Genomic DNA, 22,779 nt, shown 5'->3' on the forward strand with positions numbered 1-22,779 from the left:
ACTGTAAAATACTAAAATATAAATCTATAAAAAATAATTTTATGAATTGATAAAAACGGGTTAAACCGTTGATATATCAACATTTATAGAGGGAGGGACGAAAAGAGAAAAATAAAATGAAGGCAAGGACTGAAATAATCGTCACTGTAAGAGCTATTTTTTTCTTTTTTCGAAAGATAAACCAAATAATAGCGAGGACAATAATGAGTATAGCGCCGAAAAATAGCATTCCTATAATCTCTACAGGTCTCATCCCTCATCCCCCTACTTTTACATAATAAAAAAATTTAAACCCACTCTAAAATCTCGATTCTATTTCCAAATGGATCAGATACATAGAAACGTTTAGCCCCTGGAAGGTTATCATCCTTGGTGATTGTGATATTGTTTTTTGTTAAGTGCTGTTCGAGTGCCTCGATATTATCTACTTCAAAGGCTGGGTGTGCTTTTTTTGCAGGTGCGAAGGGTTCTTCGATACCAATATGAATTTGCTGATTGCCAAATGCAAACCAAACTCCACCGCGCTTTTTCAGTTGTTCAGGCTTTTCAATTTCAGTAAAGCCTAGTATCTCACTGAAGAATTTTCGAGCCTCCATCTCACTCCCCATTGGTGCCGCTAGTTGAATATGGTCAATTGCTTTAAAATGAAAAGTCATTTAGTTTTCCTCCATTCATTTGTTTTACATCACCTTCTCTTCCAATTTTAAACAAATCCACAACATAAAGAAATGTTATTAAATTTATAATTTTCCATAAATTATAATTATGACCCGAAATTACAAGAAAAGCGTCAATCTCTTTGATCAACGCTTTTTCGCTTATTTAGTTTTGGATATACTTTTGGAAAACATCAGAGAAATCCTTTTTCTCGTTTTGATCGTAGGTTTGCTTCAACCAAGAATTTGTGAGATTAACAATTTTGTTAAATTCGATATTCGTTGGTGTGTCTGTATTTCTTTGACCGTAATTTACATCACGAGCGATTAACACTGCTTCTTTGGCAAACTCATTTAGACGAGCATTCTTTTCTTGAATTTTTGAAATTGCTAGTAAGGATTTGTAAAGATCTGCAATTTCCACACCAAATTTCTTAGCAATATCAATTGAGAATGAATTGTGACCAATTTGGAATTTAATTTCAAGATCAAGGTCAATCGTACCAGCAGTTTCCAGCATTACATTTTCAATATGATGTTTATAAAAATCATAACGCTTTAACACGCGCTTTTTGCTTAAAGCCGAATCTCCATCTAAATGTAATAATGCCATGTTAGTGAAGCAATACTCATCTGATTTAGATTTAATAAGGAAGAAAATCTGTTCTCCATCTTCTGTTAGGATGAAATCGTCTGATTCCGTTTTATTATAGTCCTCAGGCTTAATCACCTGCCCGATATCGCTTAATCCTAAAGCATCTCCAACTGCATTTCCTACTAGGTTTTTAAACATTCCTTTAACCCCTTTCCATACTTACCTCTATTTTAAGAATAAATTGAAAAGTCCAAACTAGCAAGAAGGTATTTCCAACTAATTTACAATTCCCGTCATTCTAAGCCAAGCGCTTTTTTATTAACCAAAATATGAGCATAAAGAATACAAGCCAATAATAGTCCTACAGCTGCAAAACACACTGTTGTAATCTGTAATGAATACCACTCTGCAAGCACACCTATTACAAATGTTAGTGTTACCTGTAGAGCACTTTGCAAAAGATTGATGGCACTACCGAAGCGCCCCATAATTTCTGTTGGAATGGTTTTCTGGTACAGCGTAGCATAGCCTGTATTGCAAAATGCCATGAACAGCCCTAATGTAACGAAACTGACAATAGCCAACCAAAGTGTATTGGAGGCGTAGAAAACTGTATAGCTTAGTAAAGTAAGTGAAAACCCTAGTCCTATATAGGTTTTTAAGGATAGCTTGTTTACTAAAGTAGTCGCAAATATGCCTCCGATAATTGCTCCCACTCCTGCAACGCTAACAATTATTCCATAAACACTATCAGATGCATCCAACACATCCTTTATAAATGTCATTTCCTGAGAATCTAGGGCAAACGCGATGATTAATGCAAAATTGAAAAGTAATAAAAAGTATAATAGGGCTGGTAGCTGCCGAATAAACGACCAAACGACTTTAAAGTCTTCGATAATCGTATGTAACCTAACAATTTCCCGTTTATCAGACGTTACATCATCAAATTTAGGCAATAAATAAATGGCAAGAGCACAAACAAAAAATGTTAAACTATTAATCCACATTGCGACACTTGTATTACTTAGAACAATAATCCCCCCTGCTAAGGCAGGTCCTATCATAAATGAACCGGAATTTATTGTACTAAGAAGCGCATTAAAACGTTGCTTATCATCATCATTTACTAATTTTGTAATTACATATGTACTACTCGGACCAAAAAAACTGCTCGCGATATTCGCTATAAATATAAGACTATAAATCAACCAAATAGAAGTTGAAAACGGCATTATAAATACAAGGATTCCACGGATGATATCTGACCAAATCATTAGCCTTCTTTTATTATTACGGTCAATAATTGAACCAGCTACTAAATTACTTAATATTCGCGCTATGGGACCAACCATATAGATACCAGCAACAGCTGCCGGCGAATGGGTAAGATGCCATACAGATAGGTTTAATGCGATTAGATAAATCCAGTTCCCTAAATTCGAAAAGCCTAGTCCTCCTAATAACAGCCAATATTTCCTCACTACGTTCATTGTCACATCACTCCCTATATAAAAAGCATATGGAAAATATTAGACTTATATAATAATTCGACAAAAAAGAGCATCATCCTTCTTTGGATAAATGCCCTTTTTAAAACCAATATTAATTTAACTAATTAACCGAATTTGCAACATCCATCAGAGCTTTTGAGGGATCTATATCGCTAGCGTTTTTATCAATTCTTACAATGTACTGTAAATTGTTTTTTTCAAAGACAAAAACGTGAAAGATATGGTGTTCCACATAAATACCTTTACTGCCATCCTGAAGCGTATATTCTTTCCCTTCATAGCTCACTTTACTAGGACGAACATCAATCTTAAAAATATTATTTTTCTGTTCTCTATTTACAAAGCGAATTTGCAGCAAATCTTTTTGTCTATCCTTGTGATCCTTATAATATGCTCCAAATTCATGGGTAAACTTAAGGTCAGGAATCATTGCAGGAAGTTTTACTACACAATCACAATTCTTTTCAAACTCACTAACTGCTTCATCTACCGTTTTATACCCAACCCTTACTGAATGGTCTTCATAATAAGGCGTAGTTTCTTTAGAATTTGCAAAAACTTTTTCGTCACCTGTCTCTATAGTAAAACCCATTACGAACAATAATAATAAAGGAAATATTTTTTTCAAGTTATCATACCTCTAGTATTTTTATTACTAAGTTTGTCCAACTTCATATAAATTATCCTCATATAGTTCAATTATTACTATTTCTGATTTTCTCTTTCACAACATAAAACTCGCGAATGAAGGCTCCCAAAACAGCAGCACTACTTATCACAAGAAAAAGATTAATGCCTCTCACAAAAAGGAATGGTGAAGACATTATTTGAATGCTTCCTCCAATAATAAATAGTACAAAAAATAAAGAGCTAATTATCAATTGTTTTTTAGTCTCTTTTACATTCAATTGACTTCCCTCCTCAATCTACTATCATGTTATATATGTTTACTTAAAGGATCCTAAGATTTCCCAATACATTTTCAGCTCATTTTTCCGGTGAAATACTCCAATTACCCTCTCTACATCCTTCACATTGATGCTTCCTAAACTCAAGATGTGGGGAATATAAACAAACATCCCCATCTGGCTGCCATTTTTATGACCTTCTTTAAAGTATTCGTAAGTATCTACCGGTAAGGAAGAACACTCCTCATACGAAATAATATCGATGAGTTCCACTTCATCTTCTGGAATTTCAGAAGCTGGACCGTTATCCTTTTCCTTGCTATACAAAAATACTGCATTTTTATTTTCAAGCAAGCGTTCTGTAGGAATCTTGTAGAACATTAAGTCCTTTTTCACACTGCTTCCGATTGAATTCAACGCTTCGTAGATATAGTACGGATGCAGGGGCAATAAAAAAATGACGTCATTCCACAAACAATTTAGCTTAGGAACGCTTTTAGCTAATAGCTTCGGTCTGTCAGGATGATCAAAATACTTTTTCGCATAGTTTTCATAAAGTGTTGGTTCACTTAATTTCATTTCATTTAAAGAAATAAGATTTTCTCCCACCATGCTTTTAGGTACCATATGATAAACGTATTTCATCTCTCCACCCCGTCCATAATATTATTGGAAATGAATCCCACTTATTTACTTATCATAACCACCAAAAAGGAGAAAATATAGACTGAAATTCTTTGGGAAATTATGCTATAATTGAATTAACTTAAAGCTAGAAAAAAAGCAGCCACCTTCATATTAGAAAGGTGGCTGCTTCTTTAGTTTTATCCTGCCATTACTTCTTTTTCTTTAGTTCCATGAATTTGGCTTAAAATTAATGCACCAAACATTTGGATCACTGTTTTTACAATTACTTGACCTAAAATAGCTGCTGGTACCGCCTCCCATGGCAGGAACCCTGCACCGAGTGGACTTAAACCGACAATTACAAATACAACTGAATCAAAGAAGCCGCCAACAATCCCACTGTAAAATACTCGCCAAGCCATTGGAAGCTTTAGACGTGTATAGATTTCAGTATCTGCTGTTTCAGCGATTAAAAATGAAAGAGCTGAAGCAGCTACTATCATAAGAGTATCTCCTAGAGAATAGGAAACTATCGCAGATAAAAATAAAGCTGTAAAAATAAATAGGTATGTTTTCTTACGACCATATTTATTTTGAACAAGATCTCGGAAAATGAAGGTTGCTCCAACAAAAAGCGTCCCCATTGGAACGATAAACATCCCAAATTCTAATGGAGCAAATCGCGCTGTGACTACATTAGCAATCACAATTGATAATAAATAAAATAATATTCTCATGTCTATCTCCTTAAATTTAAATTTGCACATCAAAGCTAGACGCCTCTTTTATTACCCCAGATCAGCGTATGTAGCTGCGGCAAAACTCTAACATTCCGTAGTTCCTCATCTGCAACAACCTTATCAACTAATACCTCGTATTTTTCAAGTAAACGACTAACCAGCTTCTCATTGTCACTCTCTGAAATATCGTCGTTACCAACTTGAAGGTAAAAAGGGATTTCTGGGTATCTAAGGTGAATATCCTTTGCATATGCATAATCAACTTCGCTAAAGATGACGATTTTTAATGAAATATTTTGATTGCTATTTTTACTATTTAGCTTTTCAATTATTTCAGTTAGCATCGAATAGTTCGTTACCATCCCCGAACTAGGAGGCTTAGGTGAAATAGTTAATTCATCTACCTCATATAACCACTCTTGCCATTTACTCCCCTGTGTCTCGACACCAATTTTAATGTTATTTTCTTTCAATCTATTAACCAGACCCTCTAAATTTCGGAGAAGTACTGGATTGCCTCCTGAAATCGTTACAAAAGAAAAACCGTTTCCGCCAAGTCGTTTTAACTCAGCCCAAATTTCTTCAGCTGTTAGTTGAGAAATCAAATGCTTTCCACTACCATCCCATGTAAAGGCTGAATCACACCAGGAGCAGGAATAGTCACAGCCAGCCGTTCTTACAAACATCGTTTTCTGTCCAACAACCATCCCTTCACCTTGAATGGTCGGACCGAAAATCTCCATAACAGGAATTTTACTCAAGCTCCATCCACTCCCGTCTTGCCTCTGCATAGCTAGTTGGCGTTTCATATAAACGAACGAATTCCACACGAAGCCCGTTATAATCTTGAGTATTCAATAATGCCTCTGCCAGCTTCCCATATATCCAAACCACAATATTTTCTGCCGTTGTATTCATTAATGGGAGTGTTTCATTTAAGTAACGATGGTCTAAATCAATTTCAATTTGCTGCTTCCAGATTTCTTTGATATCACCGAAATCTATTACTAACCCACGTTCATCTGTATAGCCACTTATTCCTAAAACTGCACGATACGTATGGCCATGTAGGTTTTTACATTTACCTTCATAATTATGTAAGTGATGTGCTGCATCAAAGGTAAATTCTTTACTTACGAGAACTCGCTTTGAATGATACTTTAATTGATTTTTTTTGATATCCACATCAAGCTTCTGCAGCTGGTCGACAATTCGAAACTCTCTCATGCCTTAAGACCCTTTTTCAAGGTTAAATATTCATCTAATCCATTTTGACGCAATTTACAAGATGGACATTCACCACACCCATCTGCAATTACACCGTTGTAGCAAGTAAGGGTTCTTTCACGTACAAAATCAAGTGCTCCTAATTTATCAGCTAGCTCCCAGGTTTGTGCTTTGTTCAGCCACATAAGCGGTGTTTCAATCACGAAGGTGTCATCCATAGATAGATTCAGTGTTACGTTTAATGATTTTATAAAAATATCGCGACAATCAGGATAACCGCTGAAATCTGTTTCACAAACACCTGTAACGATATGCTTTGCTCCCACTTGACTTGCTAAAACTCCTGCGAAGGACATGAAAAGTAGATTTCTTCCAGGTACAAATGTAGATGGCAGCTCCCCATCCTCTCCATCTGCTACTTCAATGTCAGTTCTCGTTAATGCATTCGGTGCCAGCTGATTTAAAAGGGACATATCCAAAATATGATGCTTTACGTCAAGCTCCTTTGCAATCTCTTTTGCACATTCAATTTCAAGACAATGCCTTTGACCATAATCAAAAGTCACCGCTTCCACTTCAGCATAACGCTCCTTCGCCCAGAACAGACAAGTGGTACTATCCTGCCCACCACTAAATACTACAATTGCTTTACCTTGTTTCATCCTTAAAACTCCTTTAAACGAAAAAACAGCACTCTAAGAGAAATGCTGTTTCTTCTTAGTTTTTTTAAGAGGGTAGCTAAAACCTCTTCCTTCCAATATGAAGGATTATTTAGTTATCGATTATCGACTTTTTCTGGATTTAAATCATGATTCATTAAACGGTAATTCGCCATTTCTTCATACTTCGTGCCTGGCTTACCATAATTGCACCATGGATCAATCGAGATTCCTCCACGTGGCGTAAATTTACCCCAAACCTCAATATATCTTGGGTCTAGTAAGCTGATAAGATCATTCATAATAATGTTTACACAGTCTTCATGAAAATCACCATGGTTTCTAAAGCTAAATAAATACAGCTTTAATGATTTACTTTCTACAATTTTCTGATCCGGAATATATGAAATGTACATTGTCGCAAAATCAGGCTGACCCGTAATTGGACAAAGACTTGTAAACTCTGGGCAGTTAAATTTTACAAAATAATCACGGTTTGAATGCAGACTATCTACAGCCTCCAGAACCTCAGGAGCATAATCAGATGGATATTGCGTATTTTGGTTTCCTAATAATTTCAAATCATTTAAGCCTTCTTCATTTTTACGGCCAGACATAAAAAAACCTCCTAGAAAATGTATCCCAACACTTTCAAGAGAGGCTGTAGCAATGGCAATATAAAAAAATATGAAACAAGCAAATAAAAAAAGCCACGTCCTGTTATGGACATGGCGAATCGTCATGTTTCCATAGTTTTTTATAGAGGGTATCAGCTATGAACCTCTCCCGACTCGCTCGGGTAATTTATTCTTCATCATATTAAAGAAAATTTTGGAGGAAGTCAATACATTTTTCCAAATTTACTATTTTACAAGTGATCGAGAATTCCTTTTTTCACTCTCAATTAAATATTCAGCATTCATTTTAATCATTTCGATGTATTCTGCATCATTCAATTTGAGCTTATTTATGATCAAGGGGTTGAGTTTAATGGTTTCTACACTTCCGTTTACTTTGATTTCGTGAGTTTTCACATTGTATTGAACTCTCATATATAATTTTTCATTGTATGTAATATAAGCTGTCACTTCATTCTTCTCTATATCAATAACAGGGTATTCAATTTCGATTCCACTAGAAACAAAGAGTGTTTGACCTTGTTTCGATTTTCGTTTTTTGAAAAGCAAAATACACGCGATGACAAATCCCGATAGAGTTATTAAATTACAAGTTTTGCGCTTCATATTTCCTCCTTTTATTTTCTTTATTTGACACTTTAATAGTACCATAAATTTCCAATTCGCAAGTAATCTTTATTCAATTTTGATAGCAATTTTCATATTCATCTTTCATTAAAAGGCTTGTACAAGCGATGCCGGTTTCATCGTAAATATCAGTACTTACATCTAATTCAATACTATCTTCAGCATCTATATGATTTGATGATTCATGAGAAATCGAAATTGTCTCCTCATCAATCCAATACATAAAAAAGTTACTGCTAGCTTCACCATAATAGACAGTTTTAATTTGATCATTATCTTCATGATTAGTGATATTCACCCAGATTTTAACGCCACCAACAGCGCCTCCATAGTTTTGCAGATAAGCATTTGCAGTATATTTTTTTGTTGGCGAGCTCACAGGTTCTTTAAAAGTTTCCCCTATAAGCTGATCGAAGGTAAAAAAATAATTGAGATAAACGAAAATGCAAAAAAACATACCTATTCCTACTAATGAAGCAATTAAAAGCTTTTTAGGAAATCTATTTTTCTTAAAGAAGAAGATAATTAATCTAATAAAAAATATTAGTAACAACAACCCAGTGATGAAAAATATAAAAGATCCTAGTACATTTAGTTGTATAATCATAGCATTACCTCCTTATGAACTCCATTGAATTTCCTGAATAAATAATGCAAATAAGAAGCTACCAAAAATGACAAATAAAATTATTGAAATAATTAACAGCAGCCAGCAAAATGCTAAAAAAGCTTCATCAAAAATTTTCAAATTTTTCATAAAATCTCCTTAATTTCAGCTATATTTTATAAACGAATAAAATGGGATAAAGTTACAGATTGTGTAGTTTTTTGTTAAAACACTTGGCTAAGCTTAGTTGAACTTATACGTTTTAGCGAGTTTTATACCTTCTAATCCATAAAAAAGAAACCTATATAAGGTTTCTACTGTTTTGTGATATTAAGTGCAGCTACATAAGTTGCTCTGCTTTCTTCCCAGTTTCCTACTACTTCAACAATATAGTTTCCTCTTTCCTTGATCTCTTCAAATGAATTATAGGTTGCAATCACTTCTTCACTGTTCCACAACCTCAATTCGTAACTAGATGGTTCAATAGAAAATCGTACATCTATATGTTCGGTTAGGTTCACAGTGGTACCTTCTTCGATATTGACCATTTCGTATGGAGGTGCATGATCTGTTTGAACTTGAATCACCTCCCCTGTACTCTTCTTTATATAATGCCAAGAATAAGCTCCAGTATAAGTTTTTATAACCTCTTCCCCAATCATTATTATTAACGTTGGTGGTTTTTCTTCGTGTATATCAGATATGGCAGGAATTTTTGTCGATGCTATCTGAGCTGATTCGTCCATATTACATCCTATCAAGAAACATATCATTAACAGGCACACTATGATTTGGATTTTCATCAAAACCCTCCTTTTAAGATTAGATTGTTTTTTTTTAAAAATATTACAAAAGAAAGGACAAATTTACCGATTATTATCTCCAATTGTCCAAAACACCATTTTTTATAGCAAAAACTTTAACTATAAAATGTTCCCTAAATTTAACTTTAAATTGAACCAACCTCCTTTCTTTCCAAAGCCGCGAAAATAGATTATACTTGATTCAACATGTATTCCATAAGGAGGAATTTCCTATGACAGAGAACAACCAAAACGAAGCACCAAAAAAGAAAAGCCTGCAAGAGCTAGTAAAGCAGCAGCTTGAGAACAAAAAAAACAATGCGAACAATGGTAACGGGAAGAAGAAAACTGATCTTTCTGGCCAAAAAATGAAGAGCCAGCAGACTAAGAAGGCTAGCAATACTCGTAGAAAAATGGGTGTTTAATGAACGGGCAAAATCGTAAGGATGTAATACCTGGTATTACGGTAGATATTGTTTTAAAGAAGGATCAAAGAACTGGTACGCTTACACGAGGTATTATAAAAGATATTTTAACTAAATCGCCTAACCATCCTCACGGGATTAAAGTAAGGCTAACTGATGGGCAAATTGGACGGGTACAGCAAATTCATTCAACATAAAGATAAACAAAAGCATTCAAGAGCTACATCACTCTTGAATGCTTTTGTTTAATTACTGATCATATATAGAAGAGACTCATATAATCTAAATTCAGTTTACATAATAATATTATATATATATATTTTAACATCTTACATATTTTCGTTTAAAACCTAGGCGTCCTTTATCAAGATCCTTTTGAATTGATTCAGCTGAATTCACAATCGAACTTTTCTTGTTAGGACGTTTGATTTCAACTGAACCAATAGCATGAGCAATTTCAAGAGCCTTCTCGTGTTTTGGAATATATGAAATGCCTGCGGTATATACAAAATTATTCATTGAGGCTTTCGTTCTTTCTGGAGCATCATGAATTGTTTTTTCAATTTGGTCTAACATAATTGAGACTTTTTCTGGATCAAATTCATGATCTGGTCGATTCCCAAATAGCCAGCAATAACAGCTCCAGCCAGCCGACATTTTAAGCTCTTCCCCACTTGCAATCCATTTGTCAGCAACCTGCTGTGCAATACTTGCTTCTGCTAAAGTTACTGCAACTACATAATCCGATAGCATATAAAAATACGCACCATCAATCCAGCGCTCAAAATCTTCTTCAGTCATATACATTGGATCCGCTATAACCCCTGCAAAGTACATCGCATCGTAGTTTCCAGTAGCATATAATTGTTCTGCTAATGCTTGATCTATTTTTATTTTCTTAGCAATAGGCTTCATAGCTCCTGTTGCCACTCCAAAAATTGGTTCATGTGCTCCATTACTTATATACATCTTTTTCATGCGTTCTTTTCCAAGAGCCTCTAGCTCCTGCATAACCGTTTCGAAATTCATTTAGCTACACTCCCTCTCAATTTAAATAACAATTCACTTTAAACCCATTTAAAAAAGAGCTGCAAGGAGATACAACTCTTCGTTTTCAAGTACTTATTATAAGGATAGACTGGCACTAATCTAAATTGGTCGAAAGCTGCCAAATCACTCCGAATTTATCTTTAACTTGTCCATATGAAGGACTCCAAGGTGTTTCTTGTAAAGGCATAAGCACTTCTCCACCGACTAGTAACTTTCCATAGACCTCTCTCGACTTTTCTACGTCATCAAAAAGGATCGCTATATCTACCTGTGAGCCAGTTTGATATGGTTGGCCCGGGAATATATCAGAAAGCATAAGAAATGTATTATTAATTCTCAATTGTGCGTGGATTACACGGTCTTTTGCTTCTTCAGGAAGTGGAAATTCCGGATTTTCAGGTAATTCTCCGTAGGTTTGAACCCCTAAATTCTCAGCCTGTAACGCATCTTCATAAAATTTTACCGCTTCTTTACCGTTGCCATTCATTCTTATATAAGCATGTATACCTAAAGTCATCAAATACACCTCTTTTGTAGTTTGTGGTTTAAAACATTTATTTCAAATATTGCTACTTCTTACATGTAGATTACCATAAATATCATGCCCACTTTCAATTTATTTAACGATTTTTATAAAAAAATGTATAACAATTGATGTGTGAGCTATACTATTAAAGATTTCACTTCGACTCCAACGAATTGGGAGGGTTAACCCGATGGATGGGATTCATTGTTTTCATTGAAGAACATTTTCTGAACAGCTAAAGCGGTTTTCTTAGGTTAAAATCTTAAGAATCAATGCGAAAAGCGAGGCAGCGTATCGTGGATAACTTAATGCAAGTGTAATCAAAACCCGGAATTTATTCCGGGTTTTTAATTATGCCAATTTTTGGACTCTCTAATTACAGCAGCTTTCTTGGCTAACTATATTCACACTACAAACTCCAGTTTCAGGAAGCTCAAGTTCCACTTTTTTTGATGCTTCAATATCACCTCTTAAATAGGAAACAATTGAACGAACTTGTTCATAGCCTGTTGCCATTAAAAATGTTGGTGCTCGGCCATAGCTTTTCATACCTACAATATAAAAGTTCTTTTCCGGTTGTCTTAAGATTGCTTCACCATGTGGTCTTACTGTACCGCAGCTATGAAGATTTGGATCGATTAAAGGAGACAGCGCCTCAACACTTTCAGTTGATGAGTCAACACTTAATCTGATTTCACTCAAAAATGAGAAGTCAGGTCGGCTACCCGTGTTCGTTATAATTTCATCAATTTCTGAAATAGCAAATTCTTCACCGAAATATTCCCCTCTTAGCTCAATCCCGTTACTTTTCCGAGCTAGCTGATTTATCATGAATGGTGTATAGACCTTCACTTTACCACTCTCAACTAACTGATGAATTCGAATTCCAAGCTCACCCCTTGCTTTAAGGGCATCTTTTTCCTTCCCACCATACACATTTTCGACATTCAGCTTTCTCATCACCCAATAAATTTCCACGTTTTCGCCTAAAGTAGAAAGTTCAAGAATTGTATTAATCGCGGAATGACCGCCTCCAATCACTGCAACTTTTTTCCCAATATAACGCTTACGTTGTTTCCCAGATACATCTGGTATGCCATAGAAAATTCGATCTTCAAGCTCTCTTTCTTCAGTAGTCCAAATATTATCAGCATTTACTGGATTAGGCTGTGCCCATGTACCTGTTGCATCAATAACAGCTTTTGCCTCTATTCTTTCTGTAACACCCTGCTGCTCAACATAAATAACAAAAGAACTTTGCTCTCTCCCCGAATTTTTCATCTTATCTAGACTCTTTTTGCTTACAGATAAAACTTTTGCATTCAGCTGAAGATTCTTTTTAATTTGAGGTAAGCTTGCTAATGGCTCTAAATAGTTTTCTACAAGCTCTTTTCCCGTTGGAAGCTCTTCAGCTTGTGGCTCCATCCAACCACTTTCTTTCAGTAATTTTCTCGCTATCTTATCAATATTATACTGCCAAGGAGAAAACAGTCGAACATGAGCCCACTCAAGAATATTGTGGCCTACTCTACTGCCTGATTCTAAAACAATGAAATTTTGTTGCTTATCAGCTAAATGAGCAGCAGCTGCTAAACCTACCGGACCGGCGCCGATAATTGCTATTGGTAAGTGGTTATTTTTATTTAATTCAGAGTTCATCATATTTTTCTTTTCATTCACTGCCCCACAAAAGCTATTTTCAACTCCACTACCTTTTACACAATTACTCATTACATAACCTCCCAATTTAAAATTAGTTGCATAATACAAGTATTTTTTATAAATAAAAGCAAGATTTCTCTTGCCTAATACAAAGGTTTACAACATACAGAGGATTTTGACATAGCTTCGTTTAATAAATTAAGTGAACGAATAACTGTTTCCCGTTCAAATTCATTCATATGAGAAAAGACCTCTTCTAAATAGGTATTCATAGAGTGATCAATATTGGCTGCTACAAATTTACCTTGCACTGTTAAACTTAAAATCGAAACACGTTTATCATGTGGTGAAGGTGTTTTCTTTACTAGATCCATTTGGACTAAGGTTTGTATTTGTCTGCTAAATGTAGTTATATCCATTGCTAAGGATTCAGCTATTTGCTGCATGGAGGGCTCATTTCGCTTATCGATTTCATAAATAATATGGCTTTGAACAAGTGATATCTCAAAGTTTCCAACAGTACAGCAATTTTTATCTAATAAGCCAAATCTTCTCGTTAGTACATGGAAAATTTCACGTTTGTTTTCCATAAATTCACCTCTTGATTTATTTATACTCTACATACTTGTAATTTGCAACTATTTTATTTAAAATTTTATTAATCTTAATTTGGAGGCTATTAATTATGACAATTGAAATACGATTAACGGCTAAATCGGATTGGCATCAAGTAAAATTCATTTACGAAGCAGGTATTGCTACTAAGAATGCAACCTTCGAAACCGAGGCCCCCTCGTCATTTGATCAGTGGTTCGGAAATGCTATTCCATCATGTACTTTAGTAGCAGAAGAAGATTCAACTATTCTAGGCTGGTGTAAGCTTACTCCTGTTTCTTATCGGAAAGTGTACGAAGGTGTTGGTGAATTAAGTATCTATATACACCCAGACGCTAAGGGAAGAGGTGTTGGGACGTTGCTACTAAGCAATCTAATAAATGCCTCTGAAACAGGAGGATTTTGGACATTGGAAGCAAAAATTTTCTCAGAAAATGAAGCAAGCATTCATTTACATAAGAAACAAGGCTTCAAAATAGTGGGCATTCGGGAGAAAATTGCAAAAAGAGATGGAGTTTGGAGAGATGTTTTGCTGCTTGAGAGAAGAAGTCAGATGGTTGGAGTAAATTAAGAAAGATAAAAATCTCTACTTTACCTTTAAAGCAGAGATTTTTCTATTACTTATTCAACAGTTCTCCTAAAAATCGCGCTTTGATTTCTGGCCACTCTTCAAAGATGATGCTATACATTACAGTATGGCGAATGGTACCTTCCTTACGTATCATGTGATTTCTTAAAACCCCTTCTTTCGTTGCTCCGAGTCGTTCGATTGCTTTTTGAGAGCGTACATTTTCGTGACCTGTCTTAATTTGTACTCGATTTAGCTTTAATTCTTCAAAGCAATATTTTAATAATAAAAACTTACAATTTGTGTTAATGCTTGTTCGCCAATAGCCCGGTTGTATCCAGGTTGAACCAATCTCTACCCTTTTATGATTCTCAGCTATATCTAGAAAAGAAGTACTTCCGATGATTTGATTTGTCGCCTTATCGATAATAACAAATGAATATGATATATTTGCTTCCCTTTCCTTAATAGCATTTTCAATATAAAGTTCTACCGCTTCTTTTGTTAATAATGAAACCGATAAATGCTCCCAAATTTCAGGATACATACCTGCTCTCAATATCCCCTCAGCATCCTCCAACTGGATCGGTCTTAATTCTACTATTTCATTTTCAAGATTAATTATTTTTTCCAATTTACTTCCCCCCTATTTCTAGTTAACTGGAAATTTGATATGATTAAAAGTATCAAAAGTGAATATATTTACCATACCAGAGGATGTGAATAATTGGACATTTCAATCATTTTTTCGAACAAACAACCGAAATATATGGATATCTATGATCAAATGAAAACGATGATTATAAATAAAACATTGAGTGCAGATGAAAAGCTTCCCTCAAAAAGAAGCCTTGCAGTTAATTTAAATGTCAGTATTCATACCGTCAAAGAAGCCTACGAGCAACTAGCAAGTGAGGGCTATATATATGGAATCGAGCGTTCTGGCTATTTTATTTCTCATTATGACATGGAATGGGAGCAGCCTGCCATATTACGAGAAAGCAAAGTGCTAAAGGAAGCGCCGAAAGTTCAATATAACTTTAAAAATGGACAGGTCGATTCTGAAACATTTCCCCTTAATGCGTGGCTAAAAATTTATAAAAAGCATTTAAATGCTGATAATATAGCTAACTGTTCTTGGCAAGGAGACTTGGCATTAAGAGAGCAAATTTCTTTATATATAAAGAAATCCAAAGGCTTTAGTTGTGAGGCCGATCAAATATTCATTTATAGTGGTACGCAGCATCAGCTCAATGAATTGTGTCGTTATTTTGGCATTGTAAATGTGGCAATTGAAGAACCCGGTTTTAAAAGAGCAACGGCTATTTTCCAACAAAATGGATTGCCTATTGAATATGTTCCCATTGATGAAAAAGGAGCATCTATCCCTACAAAACCATGTCAGTATTACTACATAACACCTGCTCACCAATTCCCGCTAGGAGGTGTTATGCCTATTGAGAGAAGGATTGAATTATTAAAATGGGCAGGAGAAGCTGATTCCTATTTAATTGAGGATGATTATGATTCAGAATTTCGCTATAAAGGTAGCCCGATTCCACCATTAGCTCAAATCGACCAGCTTGAGCGTGTAATCTATTTTGGAACTTTCTCGAAAACCTTAATGCCTTCGCTCCGTATCAGCTATATGATTTTGCCAAAAACCTTATTAGAAAATTTCAATGCCTTTTACACTGATCAAAAGACAACTGTATCTAAAATCGATCAGCAGGTGATTGCTGAATTTATGGAGAGTGGCTTATACACAAAGCATATCTCGAAGATGAGGACCTTGTACCGAAAGAAAAGATTGAAGTTAATTGAAAGTTTACAGTCTTACCTAGGTTCAGAATTCGAAATTATTGGGGACGCTGCGGGGCTACATATTGTCGTAAAGCTACCGAATTGGCTGAATGAAACCGTTGCAATTCAACTTGCTAACAAGGTCGGAATTGCAATCGATCCTATCTCAACCTCCTACCAGCTCAACAAAAAAGAGAATTTCGTAATGATTGGATATGGCGCAATTTCCTATGAAGAAATTGAACATGCTACCTCACTACTTGCTTCACAATGGAAAAGTCACCATCCAGTTTAATCTTAATGGTGACTTTTTAGAGCTTGTTTAAATTAACATTCAGGTCATTGTTTTTTCATAAATGAATATTAAAATGATTCAATACAAATTTTTGAATTCCTAAAGATAAACCCCAAGCGATTGCTCCTGCAACTAGCGCTACTAATAATGGAAACGAATGTTTTAACATCACATAGACAACTAATAATAAAATAATGGTTGCCGGTAAACCAATAATAACACCTATTGTAAAGGTTTGAATTTGTTTGACTGTTTCTCCTTGTACAGTTAACCAAAAAATACTTAGTAAGCTTATCAAAGGCAGTGCAGCAATAATTCCACCATATAGAGGAAATTTTTTAGCAAGCTCTGTTACACAGGCAATAATTAAAGCTGAAGTCAAAAGCTTTACCCAAATCATCATTTTGCCGCCTCACTCAATAAACGAAAGGCTTGTATTACTTGAGTTTTTTCGTCTTCTTTTAACTTATTTAGAGCTTTTTGTAGTTTAAGCTCGTCCAATTCTGTGTTTTCTTTAAGTACTGCTATGCCAGCTGATGTTAACTCTAAATATACTTTTCTTTGATCTTGTTCACTTCGATTTTTAATAATCCAGCCATTCTTAACAAGTTTTTTAATATGTTCAGACGCTGTATTATGGGAAATTTTTAATGCTACCGATACAAAACTTACAGTAACATCGTCTTCCTTCTGTATCATTTGTAAAATTCGTACGCTTTGATGTGAAATTGTCTGCTCATGTGTTGGGTGGAGATAATAGTATATATCTGTAAAGTATGAATTCAGTTCCATATTGCACCTCTCAATAATATCGTCTCAATAGATTATATCGTATTTTACGACATAATTAAAGTCCATTAATTTTTAACTGCTCGAGAATCTGAATTGAGGGTACATAAACCAAAATGAAAATACTCATATTAGTCTTTGAAGGGAGCTGAAATTATGACTAATAACAAAGAATTCAATTCAAAAAGTAAAAATCCATTAGACCTTTCAAACGAAGAGGTTCGTTTTAGTAAAGATGAAGAGTTTGGGTTGATTACGGTTGAACACCCAGAAAAAAACAACTCTAAAAAGCTACCGATGAAGGATGTTATTAAGAAGATGGATAACAATCAAGGCGGCATGGCTTAACAACTATAAAAAATAGCCTGTTAGGAATATTATCCCCAACAGGCTTTTTCGTATGAGATTTATTAGCTTTTAATGTTTGGGAGAGGCTGTGTTTGGTAAACTCTTGAATTATCAGGCACAGATTGAGTTAACCAAATATTCCCTCCAATTACTGAATTCTGTCCAATCGTTGTGTCTCCACCCAGAATTGTTGCACCAGCATAGATGACTACATTATCTTCTATATTAGGATGGCGTTTAATTCCTTTGATTGGATTACCGTGTTCATCAAGCGGGAAGCTCTTCGCTCCTAAAGTAACCCCTTGATAAATCTTCACATTTTTTCCAATTGTACAAGTTTCACCGATTACAACACCAGTTCCATGATCTATAAAGAAGTACTCGCCAATAGATGCACCTGGGTGAATATCGATACCTGTAAGCTGATGTGCGTATTCTGACATAATTCTTGGAATTACTGGTACGCCCTCTTTATAAAGCTCATGTGCAATACGGTGAATCGTCATTGTTTGAATTGAAGGATAGCTTAGCAAGATTTCTTCAGTTGAAGTTGTTGCTGGGTCTCCATTATAGGCAGCTTGTATATCTGTTTGTAGGACTCTGCGAAGTTTCGGAAATTTATTGATTAAATTCATCACGACTTCTTCAGAATGTTTGGTAATTTCACCTAGCGGGATATTGCTATCATTTAAAAGAACCTTTTCAATTAAATCCTTCAAATTTAATGCAGAGATTCTTAAATTATTACCTATTGTAATATTCAGCCTTGTATCATCATGTGTGACCTTATCACATAAACATGGGAAAAGTGCTGAACGAAAATTACGCAGTATTTTATAAATCGTTTCCTGCCCTTCAAAACCAATTGTCTTATCTATTGAAAAATAATCCTTATGTATCTCTTCAAGTGATTTCGAAATATTTGGCACTTCATTATTCAGCCATTCATTCAATTTCATCGTACTTTTCCCCCTTAATACGAATTTTTTAGCAAATGTATTTTTCTCGCCTGTCTATTATTCTATGACACTCTTAGCTTTAAGTAAATAACTTCGGTTTGAAAGAATTTTAAATATTCCAAATCAATTGCTCGACTTACAAAATTTTGTTTAAAAAAGAGCAATCTCCTTTATAAATGCAAATTGCTTTGTATTAAAAATACTATTTATACACTTCTTCATTCACCGTATGCAGCAAGCGCTCACCTTGTAAGCCCTTTAAAATATTTATCACTCCAATTTCAACCATTTTATCCCTAGTCTCTTTAGTAGCACTTCCAATATGGGGTACAGCTATTACATTGTCTAGAGTAAGTAGTGGGTGATTGTGTCGAATCGGTTCTACTTCAAAAACATCCAGACCCGCAGCGAAAATCTTGTTTTCACTTAAAATCTTATATAAACCCTCCTCGTCTACTGTAGAGCCTCTAGAAACATTAACGAAAATACTTGTTGGTTTCATTTGCGAAAATTGTCCGTAGCCCATCATATGGTAAGTTTCTGCTGAAGCAGGAGCTAACATGACTACATAATCTGACTCATTTAAAAGAGCTTCTAAATTACGATATTCAACATTAAGTTCATCTTCAATTTTTGGGTTAGGTCGTCGGTTCGTATAAATTACCTCCATATTCAAAGCCTTTGCCTGCTTAGCGAGGATTTTACCAATTCGCCCCATCCCGATGATTCCTAATTTAGCCCCAGAAATTTTTTGACCGGCAAATAAAAACGGTCCCCAGCTTTCCCACTTATTATCTTTAATAAATTGTATACTTTCCCCAACTCGTCTTGCACAGGCAAGCATCAGTGTTAATGCAAGTTCAGCAACGGCTTCAGACAGTACATCCGGCGTGTGACCAACCGGAATCCCGCGCTTTGTTGCCTCTTTTATATCAATATTGTCAAAGCCAACTGCCATCGTACTAACAATTTTCAACTTTTTGGCATGCTCAAAAAACTCGGAGTCTAGCTGATCCGTAACATTTGTGAAGATTGCATCTGCATCAGCAACTTCTTTAAGCAGCGCTTCTTTTGGCATAACTCTATTTTCTTCTGTCCACATGAACACTTCATAATCTTCTGGAATCAGCTTTAAGAGAGGAGATTGAATCGAACGAGTAAATAATATTTTCATACTTTCACTACCTTTTAGTATAATTTTACAGCATTTTCCTAACTGAGACTACGGTTGATTTAATTAGAAACTCTTTTTATAAGTGATTTTATGATGATTTTGAAATGTGGTGGGGATGATAGTGGGGATTTTGCTATTTGAATGCTTTTCATTTTCGCTATGAAAAGCATCCGGGGCTGCTTCTTCCTGTGGTATGCGTTTCATTTTCACTATGAAACGCATCCGGGGCTGCTTTTTCTTGTGTTATTCGTTTCATCCACTCTATGAAACGCATCTCACTCTCTTTCTCCCCTCACTACACTTTTCTTTTCTACTATCAAACGCATCCGACACAGCTCCTACTCTAAAAAATCAATTCCATAAACTCGCTCAAGCGGATTAATAGAAAACTTAAGAAAGCTGCGATTGATCGAAGTAATCCGGTTTTCACTAATACAAAAAGTGTGAAACCTACTACGATTACTGTATTTACGACTGCTAATATACGAGTTAAACCATTAAATACTCTTGCTTTTGCCAATAAAAATAGCAATGCGTATAGAATTATTCCGATGAAAAATAGCTGAAACACAGTCTGTCCTCACTTTCACTTATATTCCAAACATTCAAAAAACAACGCTGTATTAGTTACAGCGTTGTGACTTGGCTATTATCTACTTTTAAGTAAATGACTAATTCCTGACGATAGACCGAGTTCTCTAGATAGTGATCTAAGGTATGGAAATCGTATTTAAAGCTACCGAATGGAAATGTTACATTTTCACCTTGAACTGCAGCAAGTAACCCCGATACGTCATTCGATACCATTTCCAAAACTTCTTCTCCTGTCGCTGTTATAACAAAGATAACGTTCATTAAAATCTCTCCTTCATTAAGCGCCAACAAATAATGTTGCTTGGCATATCCCTACAAAAAATTCAGGCTGTTGAATTGGGCTGTTTTCATGAATCTGCAATGTCATATGAAATTCCCCCAACTCTTCGCTAAATTCTGCTTTCCATTTTGCAATCTCTACTTCATCTAGTAGGAAATTTGACCAATCTTCGAATTCTTTTTCGAGTTGGATTTTAAGCTTCCTATCTGTGATAAAAAGTGTTGGAAGTCCGATTCGCCAGTTTTCGTACGAGATAATGTACTTTTTCTTAGAGGCTACTTCCACAGCTTCAAACCAAAGCTTTCCTCTTCTACTGATTTTTTTTACTGTGAAAAGCATTTCTCTTTGACTATCGAGCACCTCATATTTTAAAAAATATCGAAAATCAAACATTTTATCAAAGGTTCTTTTCAAATAGTTTTCATAAACTCGCTGCGAATATAAAATCACTTGCCCTTGCTCATCCATTACAGGAACCTCTCCTGTATGCTCAATAGCTTCTGGATGACGATATGTATAAGTCTTCATGTAATCTCCACCAAAATAATATTTAACAATCATAATAGTAGTAGATAAATTACATTTTAGAAAGCTTGAGGGACTAAAATACAAAAAAAGATTCTACAGCTGTTAACTGTAGAACCTTTTAAAGGAACTAGATGTTGCCTAGCCCACTGTTATGGGAGCAAAAAATTCGTCGTAAAGGGCACGCAGGATTTGGTTTTCTGTTTGTGAAAGAACGCCAAATACTAGGCTTACTTCTGAGGAACCTTGGTTGATCATTTCGATATTCGCACCAGTTCTAGAAATTGCTGCTGCTGCACGAGCTGCTAGGCCAGTATTATTACGCATACCTTCGCCTACAATTACAATCATAGAAATACCATGACGGAAATATACATCATCAGCATGCAACTCTTCTTTTACACGAGTAACAATTCGTTGTTCTTTTTCTTCCGTCAATTGGTTTGAACGGATAATTACAGAAATATCGTCTAAACCTGATGGTGTATGTTCATATGAAATTTGCTCTTCTTCAATAATTTGAAGAAGCTTTCGTCCAAAACCAATTTCACGATTCATCAGATATTTAGAAACATAAAGAATTGAAAAACCATTATCTGCTGAAATCCCCGTTACAGGACGACCTGTTAAAGTACGAGTTGGAAGAATTTTCGTTCCTGGTGCAGATGGATTGTTTGTATTTTTAACGTTTACAGGAATGCTTAATTTATATACTGGCATTAATGCTTCGTCATGGAATACTGAAAACCCAGAATACGAAAGCTCTCTCATTTCACGATAAGTGATTTCTGAGATACCAACAGGATCATTTACAACCTTAGGATTTGCCGAGAATACACAGTCAACATCAGTAAAGTTTTCATACAGATCTGCTTTCACGCTAGCCGCTAAAATAGAGCCTGTGATATCAGAGCCTCCACGGTCAAATGTGCGTAGGATACCCTCTTTTGTATAGCCAAAGAAACCTGGGAACACAACGATTTCATCGCCGCTACCTAAGTTCTTAAGATTTTCATATGATTCAGCAAGAGCATACGTACGCTCTGGGAAATCATTTAGTACTAATCCATCTTTAGGACTCACATATTTTGCAGGCATACCAATAGAAGTGAAGTATTCCGCAATCAATTTTGCGTTATTGTCTTCCCCACTAGCTTTTATATTGTCAATGAATATAAATTCATTTGTTTTATCATAAGCGATACGTTCTTGCAAATCCTTTGCAATCACTTCGCAAATTGAATTATCTAAACCAAGATCCTCTGCAATCTCTTTAAATCGATTCACAACAGCTTGTAACTTTTTTGTTACGTCCCCATTATTAAGAGCTGCATCAGCTAATTCGATTAACATATCCGTTACTTTAATATCGTCTCCGAAACGTTTACCTGGAGCTGATACTGCAATAATCTTTCTTGCAGGATTGGATTTTATAATATTTGCTACTTTTCTAATTTGTTCAGCGTTAGCAACGGATGTACCACCAAATTTACATACAATCATTTCACCAAATCCTTACTATTCAAAATTGTATTTCCCGAAAAAACATTTGATTGTTCACAGTG

32 protein-coding genes and 1 riboswitch are annotated in these 22,779 nt (G+C 35.2%); of the genes, 5 read left to right on the forward strand and 27 right to left on the reverse strand.

Annotated elements, in window-relative coordinates; all coding sequences use genetic code 11:
• Positions 1–287: 287 nt before the first annotated feature.
• The 14 genes from BJ095_RS07155 to BJ095_RS07220 form a co-directional block, all read right to left on the reverse strand.
• Positions 288–656, reverse strand: coding sequence for a VOC family protein (locus BJ095_RS07155; protein WP_107934528.1), 369 nt, complete (start codon positions 654–656; stop codon positions 288–290).
• Between the two features lie 166 nt (positions 657–822).
• Positions 823–1,449, reverse strand: coding sequence for a PH domain-containing protein (locus tag BJ095_RS07160; RefSeq protein ID WP_107934527.1), 627 nt, complete (start codon positions 1,447–1,449; stop codon positions 823–825).
• A 95-nt stretch (positions 1,450–1,544) separates the two neighbouring features.
• Complete coding sequence (locus BJ095_RS07165) at positions 1,545–2,744, reverse strand: MFS transporter (RefSeq protein ID WP_107934526.1); 1,200 nt, start codon at positions 2,742–2,744, stop codon at positions 1,545–1,547.
• A 121-nt stretch (positions 2,745–2,865) separates the two neighbouring features.
• Positions 2,866–3,393: a carbon monoxide dehydrogenase gene (locus BJ095_RS07170; protein WP_107934525.1), complete on the reverse strand. Its 528-nt coding sequence runs from the start codon at positions 3,391–3,393 to the stop codon at positions 2,866–2,868.
• A gap of 67 nt (positions 3,394–3,460) precedes the next feature.
• On the reverse strand, positions 3,461–3,673 hold the full coding sequence (locus tag BJ095_RS07175) for a hypothetical protein (RefSeq protein WP_107934524.1): 213 nt from the start codon (positions 3,671–3,673) through the stop codon (positions 3,461–3,463).
• A 39-nt stretch (positions 3,674–3,712) separates the two neighbouring features.
• Positions 3,713–4,300, reverse strand: coding sequence for a group-specific protein (locus tag BJ095_RS07180; RefSeq protein WP_215534987.1), 588 nt, complete (start codon positions 4,298–4,300; stop codon positions 3,713–3,715).
• Between the two features lie 197 nt (positions 4,301–4,497).
• Positions 4,498–5,037 (reverse strand): VUT family protein, encoded by a 540-nt coding sequence (locus tag BJ095_RS07185; protein WP_107934523.1) that lies wholly within the window; start codon positions 5,035–5,037, stop codon positions 4,498–4,500.
• 35 nt (positions 5,038–5,072) lie between these two features.
• Positions 5,073–5,801 carry a 7-carboxy-7-deazaguanine synthase QueE gene (queE, locus tag BJ095_RS07190; RefSeq protein ID WP_107934522.1) on the reverse strand — a complete coding sequence of 243 codons (729 nt, stop codon included), beginning with the start codon at positions 5,799–5,801 and terminating at the stop codon, positions 5,073–5,075.
• A complete protein-coding gene (gene queD, locus BJ095_RS07195) occupies positions 5,794–6,267 on the reverse strand; it encodes a 6-carboxytetrahydropterin synthase QueD (RefSeq protein ID WP_107934521.1) in 474 nt (157 codons plus the stop codon). The genes queE and queD overlap by 8 nt, the downstream gene beginning before the upstream one ends.
• Positions 6,264–6,929, reverse strand: a complete 666-nt coding sequence (gene queC / locus BJ095_RS07200) for a 7-cyano-7-deazaguanine synthase QueC (protein WP_107934520.1) — start codon at positions 6,927–6,929, stop codon at positions 6,264–6,266. The genes queD and queC overlap by 4 nt, the downstream gene beginning before the upstream one ends.
• Positions 6,930–7,042: 113 nt before the next feature.
• A complete protein-coding gene (queF, locus tag BJ095_RS07205; protein WP_107934519.1) occupies positions 7,043–7,543 on the reverse strand; it encodes a preQ(1) synthase in 501 nt (166 codons plus the stop codon).
• Between the two features lie 126 nt (positions 7,544–7,669).
• Positions 7,670–7,716: riboswitch (PreQ1 riboswitch) on the reverse strand.
• Between the two features lie 73 nt (positions 7,717–7,789).
• Entirely contained in the window at positions 7,790–8,170 is a 381-nt protein-coding gene (locus BJ095_RS07210) for a hypothetical protein (protein WP_107934518.1), read from the reverse strand.
• A 73-nt stretch (positions 8,171–8,243) separates the two neighbouring features.
• Entirely contained in the window at positions 8,244–8,798 is a 555-nt protein-coding gene (locus BJ095_RS07215) for a DUF5412 family protein (protein WP_107934517.1), read from the reverse strand.
• A gap of 314 nt (positions 8,799–9,112) precedes the next feature.
• On the reverse strand, positions 9,113–9,601 hold the full coding sequence (locus tag BJ095_RS07220) for a hypothetical protein (protein ID WP_107934516.1): 489 nt from the start codon (positions 9,599–9,601) through the stop codon (positions 9,113–9,115).
• Positions 9,602–9,834: 233 nt separating this feature from the next.
• Between BJ095_RS07220 and BJ095_RS07225 the strand changes: the two genes are divergently transcribed.
• Together BJ095_RS07225 and BJ095_RS07230 are read left to right on the forward strand one after the other, a co-directional pair.
• Positions 9,835–10,026: a hypothetical protein gene (locus BJ095_RS07225; RefSeq protein ID WP_107934515.1), complete on the forward strand. Its 192-nt coding sequence runs from the start codon at positions 9,835–9,837 to the stop codon at positions 10,024–10,026.
• Positions 10,026–10,223, forward strand: a complete 198-nt coding sequence (locus BJ095_RS07230; RefSeq protein ID WP_107934514.1) for a YwbE family protein — start codon at positions 10,026–10,028, stop codon at positions 10,221–10,223. The genes BJ095_RS07225 and BJ095_RS07230 overlap by 1 nt, the downstream gene beginning before the upstream one ends.
• A 124-nt stretch (positions 10,224–10,347) precedes the next feature.
• Here BJ095_RS07230 and BJ095_RS07235 read toward each other — a convergent pair whose 3' ends face one another.
• The 4 genes from BJ095_RS07235 to BJ095_RS07250 form a co-directional block, all read right to left on the reverse strand.
• A complete protein-coding gene (locus tag BJ095_RS07235) occupies positions 10,348–11,055 on the reverse strand; it encodes a DNA alkylation repair protein (RefSeq protein WP_107934513.1) in 708 nt (235 codons plus the stop codon).
• 115 nt (positions 11,056–11,170) lie between these two features.
• Positions 11,171–11,593 carry a VOC family protein gene (locus BJ095_RS07240; RefSeq protein ID WP_107934512.1) on the reverse strand — a complete coding sequence of 141 codons (423 nt, stop codon included), beginning with the start codon at positions 11,591–11,593 and terminating at the stop codon, positions 11,171–11,173.
• Positions 11,594–11,974: 381 nt separating this feature from the next.
• Complete coding sequence (locus BJ095_RS07245) at positions 11,975–13,333, reverse strand: NAD(P)-binding domain-containing protein (protein ID WP_107934511.1); 1,359 nt, start codon at positions 13,331–13,333, stop codon at positions 11,975–11,977.
• A 74-nt stretch (positions 13,334–13,407) separates the two neighbouring features.
• Entirely contained in the window at positions 13,408–13,854 is a 447-nt protein-coding gene (locus tag BJ095_RS07250) for a MarR family winged helix-turn-helix transcriptional regulator (protein ID WP_107934510.1), read from the reverse strand.
• Positions 13,855–13,949: 95 nt separating this feature from the next.
• On the opposite strand from BJ095_RS07250, the gene BJ095_RS07255 reads away from it, so the two are divergent.
• The gene (locus BJ095_RS07255; protein ID WP_107934509.1) at positions 13,950–14,450 is read left to right on the forward strand and encodes a GNAT family N-acetyltransferase; all 501 of its coding nucleotides are present in this window, start codon (positions 13,950–13,952) and stop codon (positions 14,448–14,450) included.
• Between the two features lie 46 nt (positions 14,451–14,496).
• On the opposite strand, the gene BJ095_RS07260 is transcribed toward BJ095_RS07255, so the two are convergent.
• Positions 14,497–15,081, reverse strand: a complete 585-nt coding sequence (locus tag BJ095_RS07260) for a GNAT family N-acetyltransferase (RefSeq protein WP_235867602.1) — start codon at positions 15,079–15,081, stop codon at positions 14,497–14,499.
• A gap of 93 nt (positions 15,082–15,174) precedes the next feature.
• On the opposite strand from BJ095_RS07260, the gene pdxR reads away from it, so the two are divergent.
• On the forward strand, positions 15,175–16,545 hold the full coding sequence (gene pdxR / locus BJ095_RS07265) for a MocR-like pyridoxine biosynthesis transcription factor PdxR (protein ID WP_181417985.1): 1,371 nt from the start codon (positions 15,175–15,177) through the stop codon (positions 16,543–16,545).
• Between the two features lie 55 nt (positions 16,546–16,600).
• Here pdxR and BJ095_RS07270 read toward each other — a convergent pair whose 3' ends face one another.
• Together BJ095_RS07270 and BJ095_RS07275 are read right to left on the reverse strand one after the other, a co-directional pair.
• Positions 16,601–16,948, reverse strand: a complete 348-nt coding sequence (locus BJ095_RS07270; RefSeq protein WP_107934508.1) for a DUF3147 family protein — start codon at positions 16,946–16,948, stop codon at positions 16,601–16,603.
• Entirely contained in the window at positions 16,945–17,337 is a 393-nt protein-coding gene (locus BJ095_RS07275; RefSeq protein ID WP_107934507.1) for a MarR family winged helix-turn-helix transcriptional regulator, read from the reverse strand. The genes BJ095_RS07270 and BJ095_RS07275 overlap by 4 nt, the downstream gene beginning before the upstream one ends.
• Positions 17,338–17,490: 153 nt before the next feature.
• On the opposite strand from BJ095_RS07275, the gene BJ095_RS07280 reads away from it, so the two are divergent.
• Complete coding sequence (locus tag BJ095_RS07280) at positions 17,491–17,682, forward strand: hypothetical protein (RefSeq protein ID WP_107934506.1); 192 nt, start codon at positions 17,491–17,493, stop codon at positions 17,680–17,682.
• Between the two features lie 62 nt (positions 17,683–17,744).
• Here BJ095_RS07280 and epsC read toward each other — a convergent pair whose 3' ends face one another.
• The 6 genes from epsC to BJ095_RS07310 all read right to left on the reverse strand — a co-directional run bounded on the left by epsC (position 17,745) and on the right by BJ095_RS07310 (position 22,717).
• Positions 17,745–18,641, reverse strand: coding sequence for a serine O-acetyltransferase EpsC (gene epsC, locus BJ095_RS07285; RefSeq protein WP_107934505.1), 897 nt, complete (start codon positions 18,639–18,641; stop codon positions 17,745–17,747).
• Positions 18,642–18,843: 202 nt separating this feature from the next.
• Positions 18,844–19,815: a 2-hydroxyacid dehydrogenase gene (locus BJ095_RS07290; protein ID WP_107934504.1), complete on the reverse strand. Its 972-nt coding sequence runs from the start codon at positions 19,813–19,815 to the stop codon at positions 18,844–18,846.
• A gap of 343 nt (positions 19,816–20,158) precedes the next feature.
• Positions 20,159–20,386 carry a hypothetical protein gene (locus tag BJ095_RS07295; protein ID WP_107934503.1) on the reverse strand — a complete coding sequence of 76 codons (228 nt, stop codon included), beginning with the start codon at positions 20,384–20,386 and terminating at the stop codon, positions 20,159–20,161.
• 56 nt (positions 20,387–20,442) lie between these two features.
• The gene (locus BJ095_RS07300; RefSeq protein ID WP_107934502.1) at positions 20,443–20,670 is read right to left on the reverse strand and encodes a thymidylate synthase; all 228 of its coding nucleotides are present in this window, start codon (positions 20,668–20,670) and stop codon (positions 20,443–20,445) included.
• Between the two features lie 16 nt (positions 20,671–20,686).
• The gene (locus BJ095_RS07305) at positions 20,687–21,217 is read right to left on the reverse strand and encodes a tubby C-terminal domain-like protein (protein WP_107934501.1); all 531 of its coding nucleotides are present in this window, start codon (positions 21,215–21,217) and stop codon (positions 20,687–20,689) included.
• 138 nt (positions 21,218–21,355) lie between these two features.
• Entirely contained in the window at positions 21,356–22,717 is a 1,362-nt protein-coding gene (locus tag BJ095_RS07310; RefSeq protein WP_107934500.1) for an aspartate kinase, read from the reverse strand.
• Positions 22,718–22,779: the final 62 nt, after the last annotated feature.

The organism is Ureibacillus chungkukjangi (genome assembly GCF_003217295.1).
GTDB lineage: Bacteria > Bacillota > Bacilli > Bacillales_A > Planococcaceae > Ureibacillus > Ureibacillus chungkukjangi.

Excerpts from the sequence above, each read along its gene's own strand:
- BJ095_RS07240 (WP_107934512.1), bottom strand. The coding sequence starts at position 11,593 with ATGACTTTAGGTATACATGCTTATATAAGAATGAATGGCAACGGTAAA.
- BJ095_RS07235 (WP_107934513.1), bottom strand. The coding sequence starts at position 11,055 with ATGAATTTCGAAACGGTTATGCAGGAGCTAGAGGCTCTTGGAAAAGAA.
- epsC (WP_107934505.1), bottom strand. The coding sequence starts at position 18,641 with ATGAAATTGAATGAATGGCTGAATAATGAAGTGCCAAATATTTCGAAA.
- BJ095_RS07155 (WP_107934528.1), bottom strand. The coding sequence starts at position 656 with ATGACTTTTCATTTTAAAGCAATTGACCATATTCAACTAGCGGCACCA.
- queC (WP_107934520.1), bottom strand. The coding sequence starts at position 6,929 with ATGAAACAAGGTAAAGCAATTGTAGTATTTAGTGGTGGGCAGGATAGT.
- queF (WP_107934519.1), bottom strand. The coding sequence starts at position 7,543 with ATGTCTGGCCGTAAAAATGAAGAAGGCTTAAATGATTTGAAATTATTA.
- BJ095_RS07160 (WP_107934527.1), bottom strand. The coding sequence starts at position 1,449 with ATGTTTAAAAACCTAGTAGGAAATGCAGTTGGAGATGCTTTAGGATTA.
- BJ095_RS07255 (WP_107934509.1), top strand. The coding sequence starts at position 13,950 with ATGACAATTGAAATACGATTAACGGCTAAATCGGATTGGCATCAAGTA.
- BJ095_RS07245 (WP_107934511.1), bottom strand. The coding sequence starts at position 13,333 with ATGAGTAATTGTGTAAAAGGTAGTGGAGTTGAAAATAGCTTTTGTGGG.
- BJ095_RS07215 (WP_107934517.1), bottom strand. The coding sequence starts at position 8,798 with ATGATTATACAACTAAATGTACTAGGATCTTTTATATTTTTCATCACT.
- BJ095_RS07305 (WP_107934501.1), bottom strand. The coding sequence starts at position 21,217 with ATGAAGACTTATACATATCGTCATCCAGAAGCTATTGAGCATACAGGA.
- BJ095_RS07275 (WP_107934507.1), bottom strand. The coding sequence starts at position 17,337 with ATGGAACTGAATTCATACTTTACAGATATATACTATTATCTCCACCCA.
- BJ095_RS07225 (WP_107934515.1), top strand. The coding sequence starts at position 9,835 with ATGACAGAGAACAACCAAAACGAAGCACCAAAAAAGAAAAGCCTGCAA.
- BJ095_RS07220 (WP_107934516.1), bottom strand. The coding sequence starts at position 9,601 with ATGAAAATCCAAATCATAGTGTGCCTGTTAATGATATGTTTCTTGATA.
- BJ095_RS07185 (WP_107934523.1), bottom strand. The coding sequence starts at position 5,037 with ATGAGAATATTATTTTATTTATTATCAATTGTGATTGCTAATGTAGTC.
- BJ095_RS07280 (WP_107934506.1), top strand. The coding sequence starts at position 17,491 with ATGACTAATAACAAAGAATTCAATTCAAAAAGTAAAAATCCATTAGAC.
- BJ095_RS07210 (WP_107934518.1), bottom strand. The coding sequence starts at position 8,170 with ATGAAGCGCAAAACTTGTAATTTAATAACTCTATCGGGATTTGTCATC.
- BJ095_RS07310 (WP_107934500.1), bottom strand. The coding sequence starts at position 22,717 with ATGATTGTATGTAAATTTGGTGGTACATCCGTTGCTAACGCTGAACAA.
- BJ095_RS07230 (WP_107934514.1), top strand. The coding sequence starts at position 10,026 with ATGAACGGGCAAAATCGTAAGGATGTAATACCTGGTATTACGGTAGAT.
- BJ095_RS07250 (WP_107934510.1), bottom strand. The coding sequence starts at position 13,854 with ATGGAAAACAAACGTGAAATTTTCCATGTACTAACGAGAAGATTTGGC.
- BJ095_RS07300 (WP_107934502.1), bottom strand. The coding sequence starts at position 20,670 with ATGAACGTTATCTTTGTTATAACAGCGACAGGAGAAGAAGTTTTGGAA.
- BJ095_RS07165 (WP_107934526.1), bottom strand. The coding sequence starts at position 2,744 with ATGAACGTAGTGAGGAAATATTGGCTGTTATTAGGAGGACTAGGCTTT.
- BJ095_RS07270 (WP_107934508.1), bottom strand. The coding sequence starts at position 16,948 with ATGATGATTTGGGTAAAGCTTTTGACTTCAGCTTTAATTATTGCCTGT.
- queD (WP_107934521.1), bottom strand. The coding sequence starts at position 6,267 with ATGAGAGAGTTTCGAATTGTCGACCAGCTGCAGAAGCTTGATGTGGAT.
- BJ095_RS07290 (WP_107934504.1), bottom strand. The coding sequence starts at position 19,815 with ATGAAAATATTATTTACTCGTTCGATTCAATCTCCTCTCTTAAAGCTG.
- BJ095_RS07180 (WP_215534987.1), bottom strand. The coding sequence starts at position 4,300 with ATGGTACCTAAAAGCATGGTGGGAGAAAATCTTATTTCTTTAAATGAA.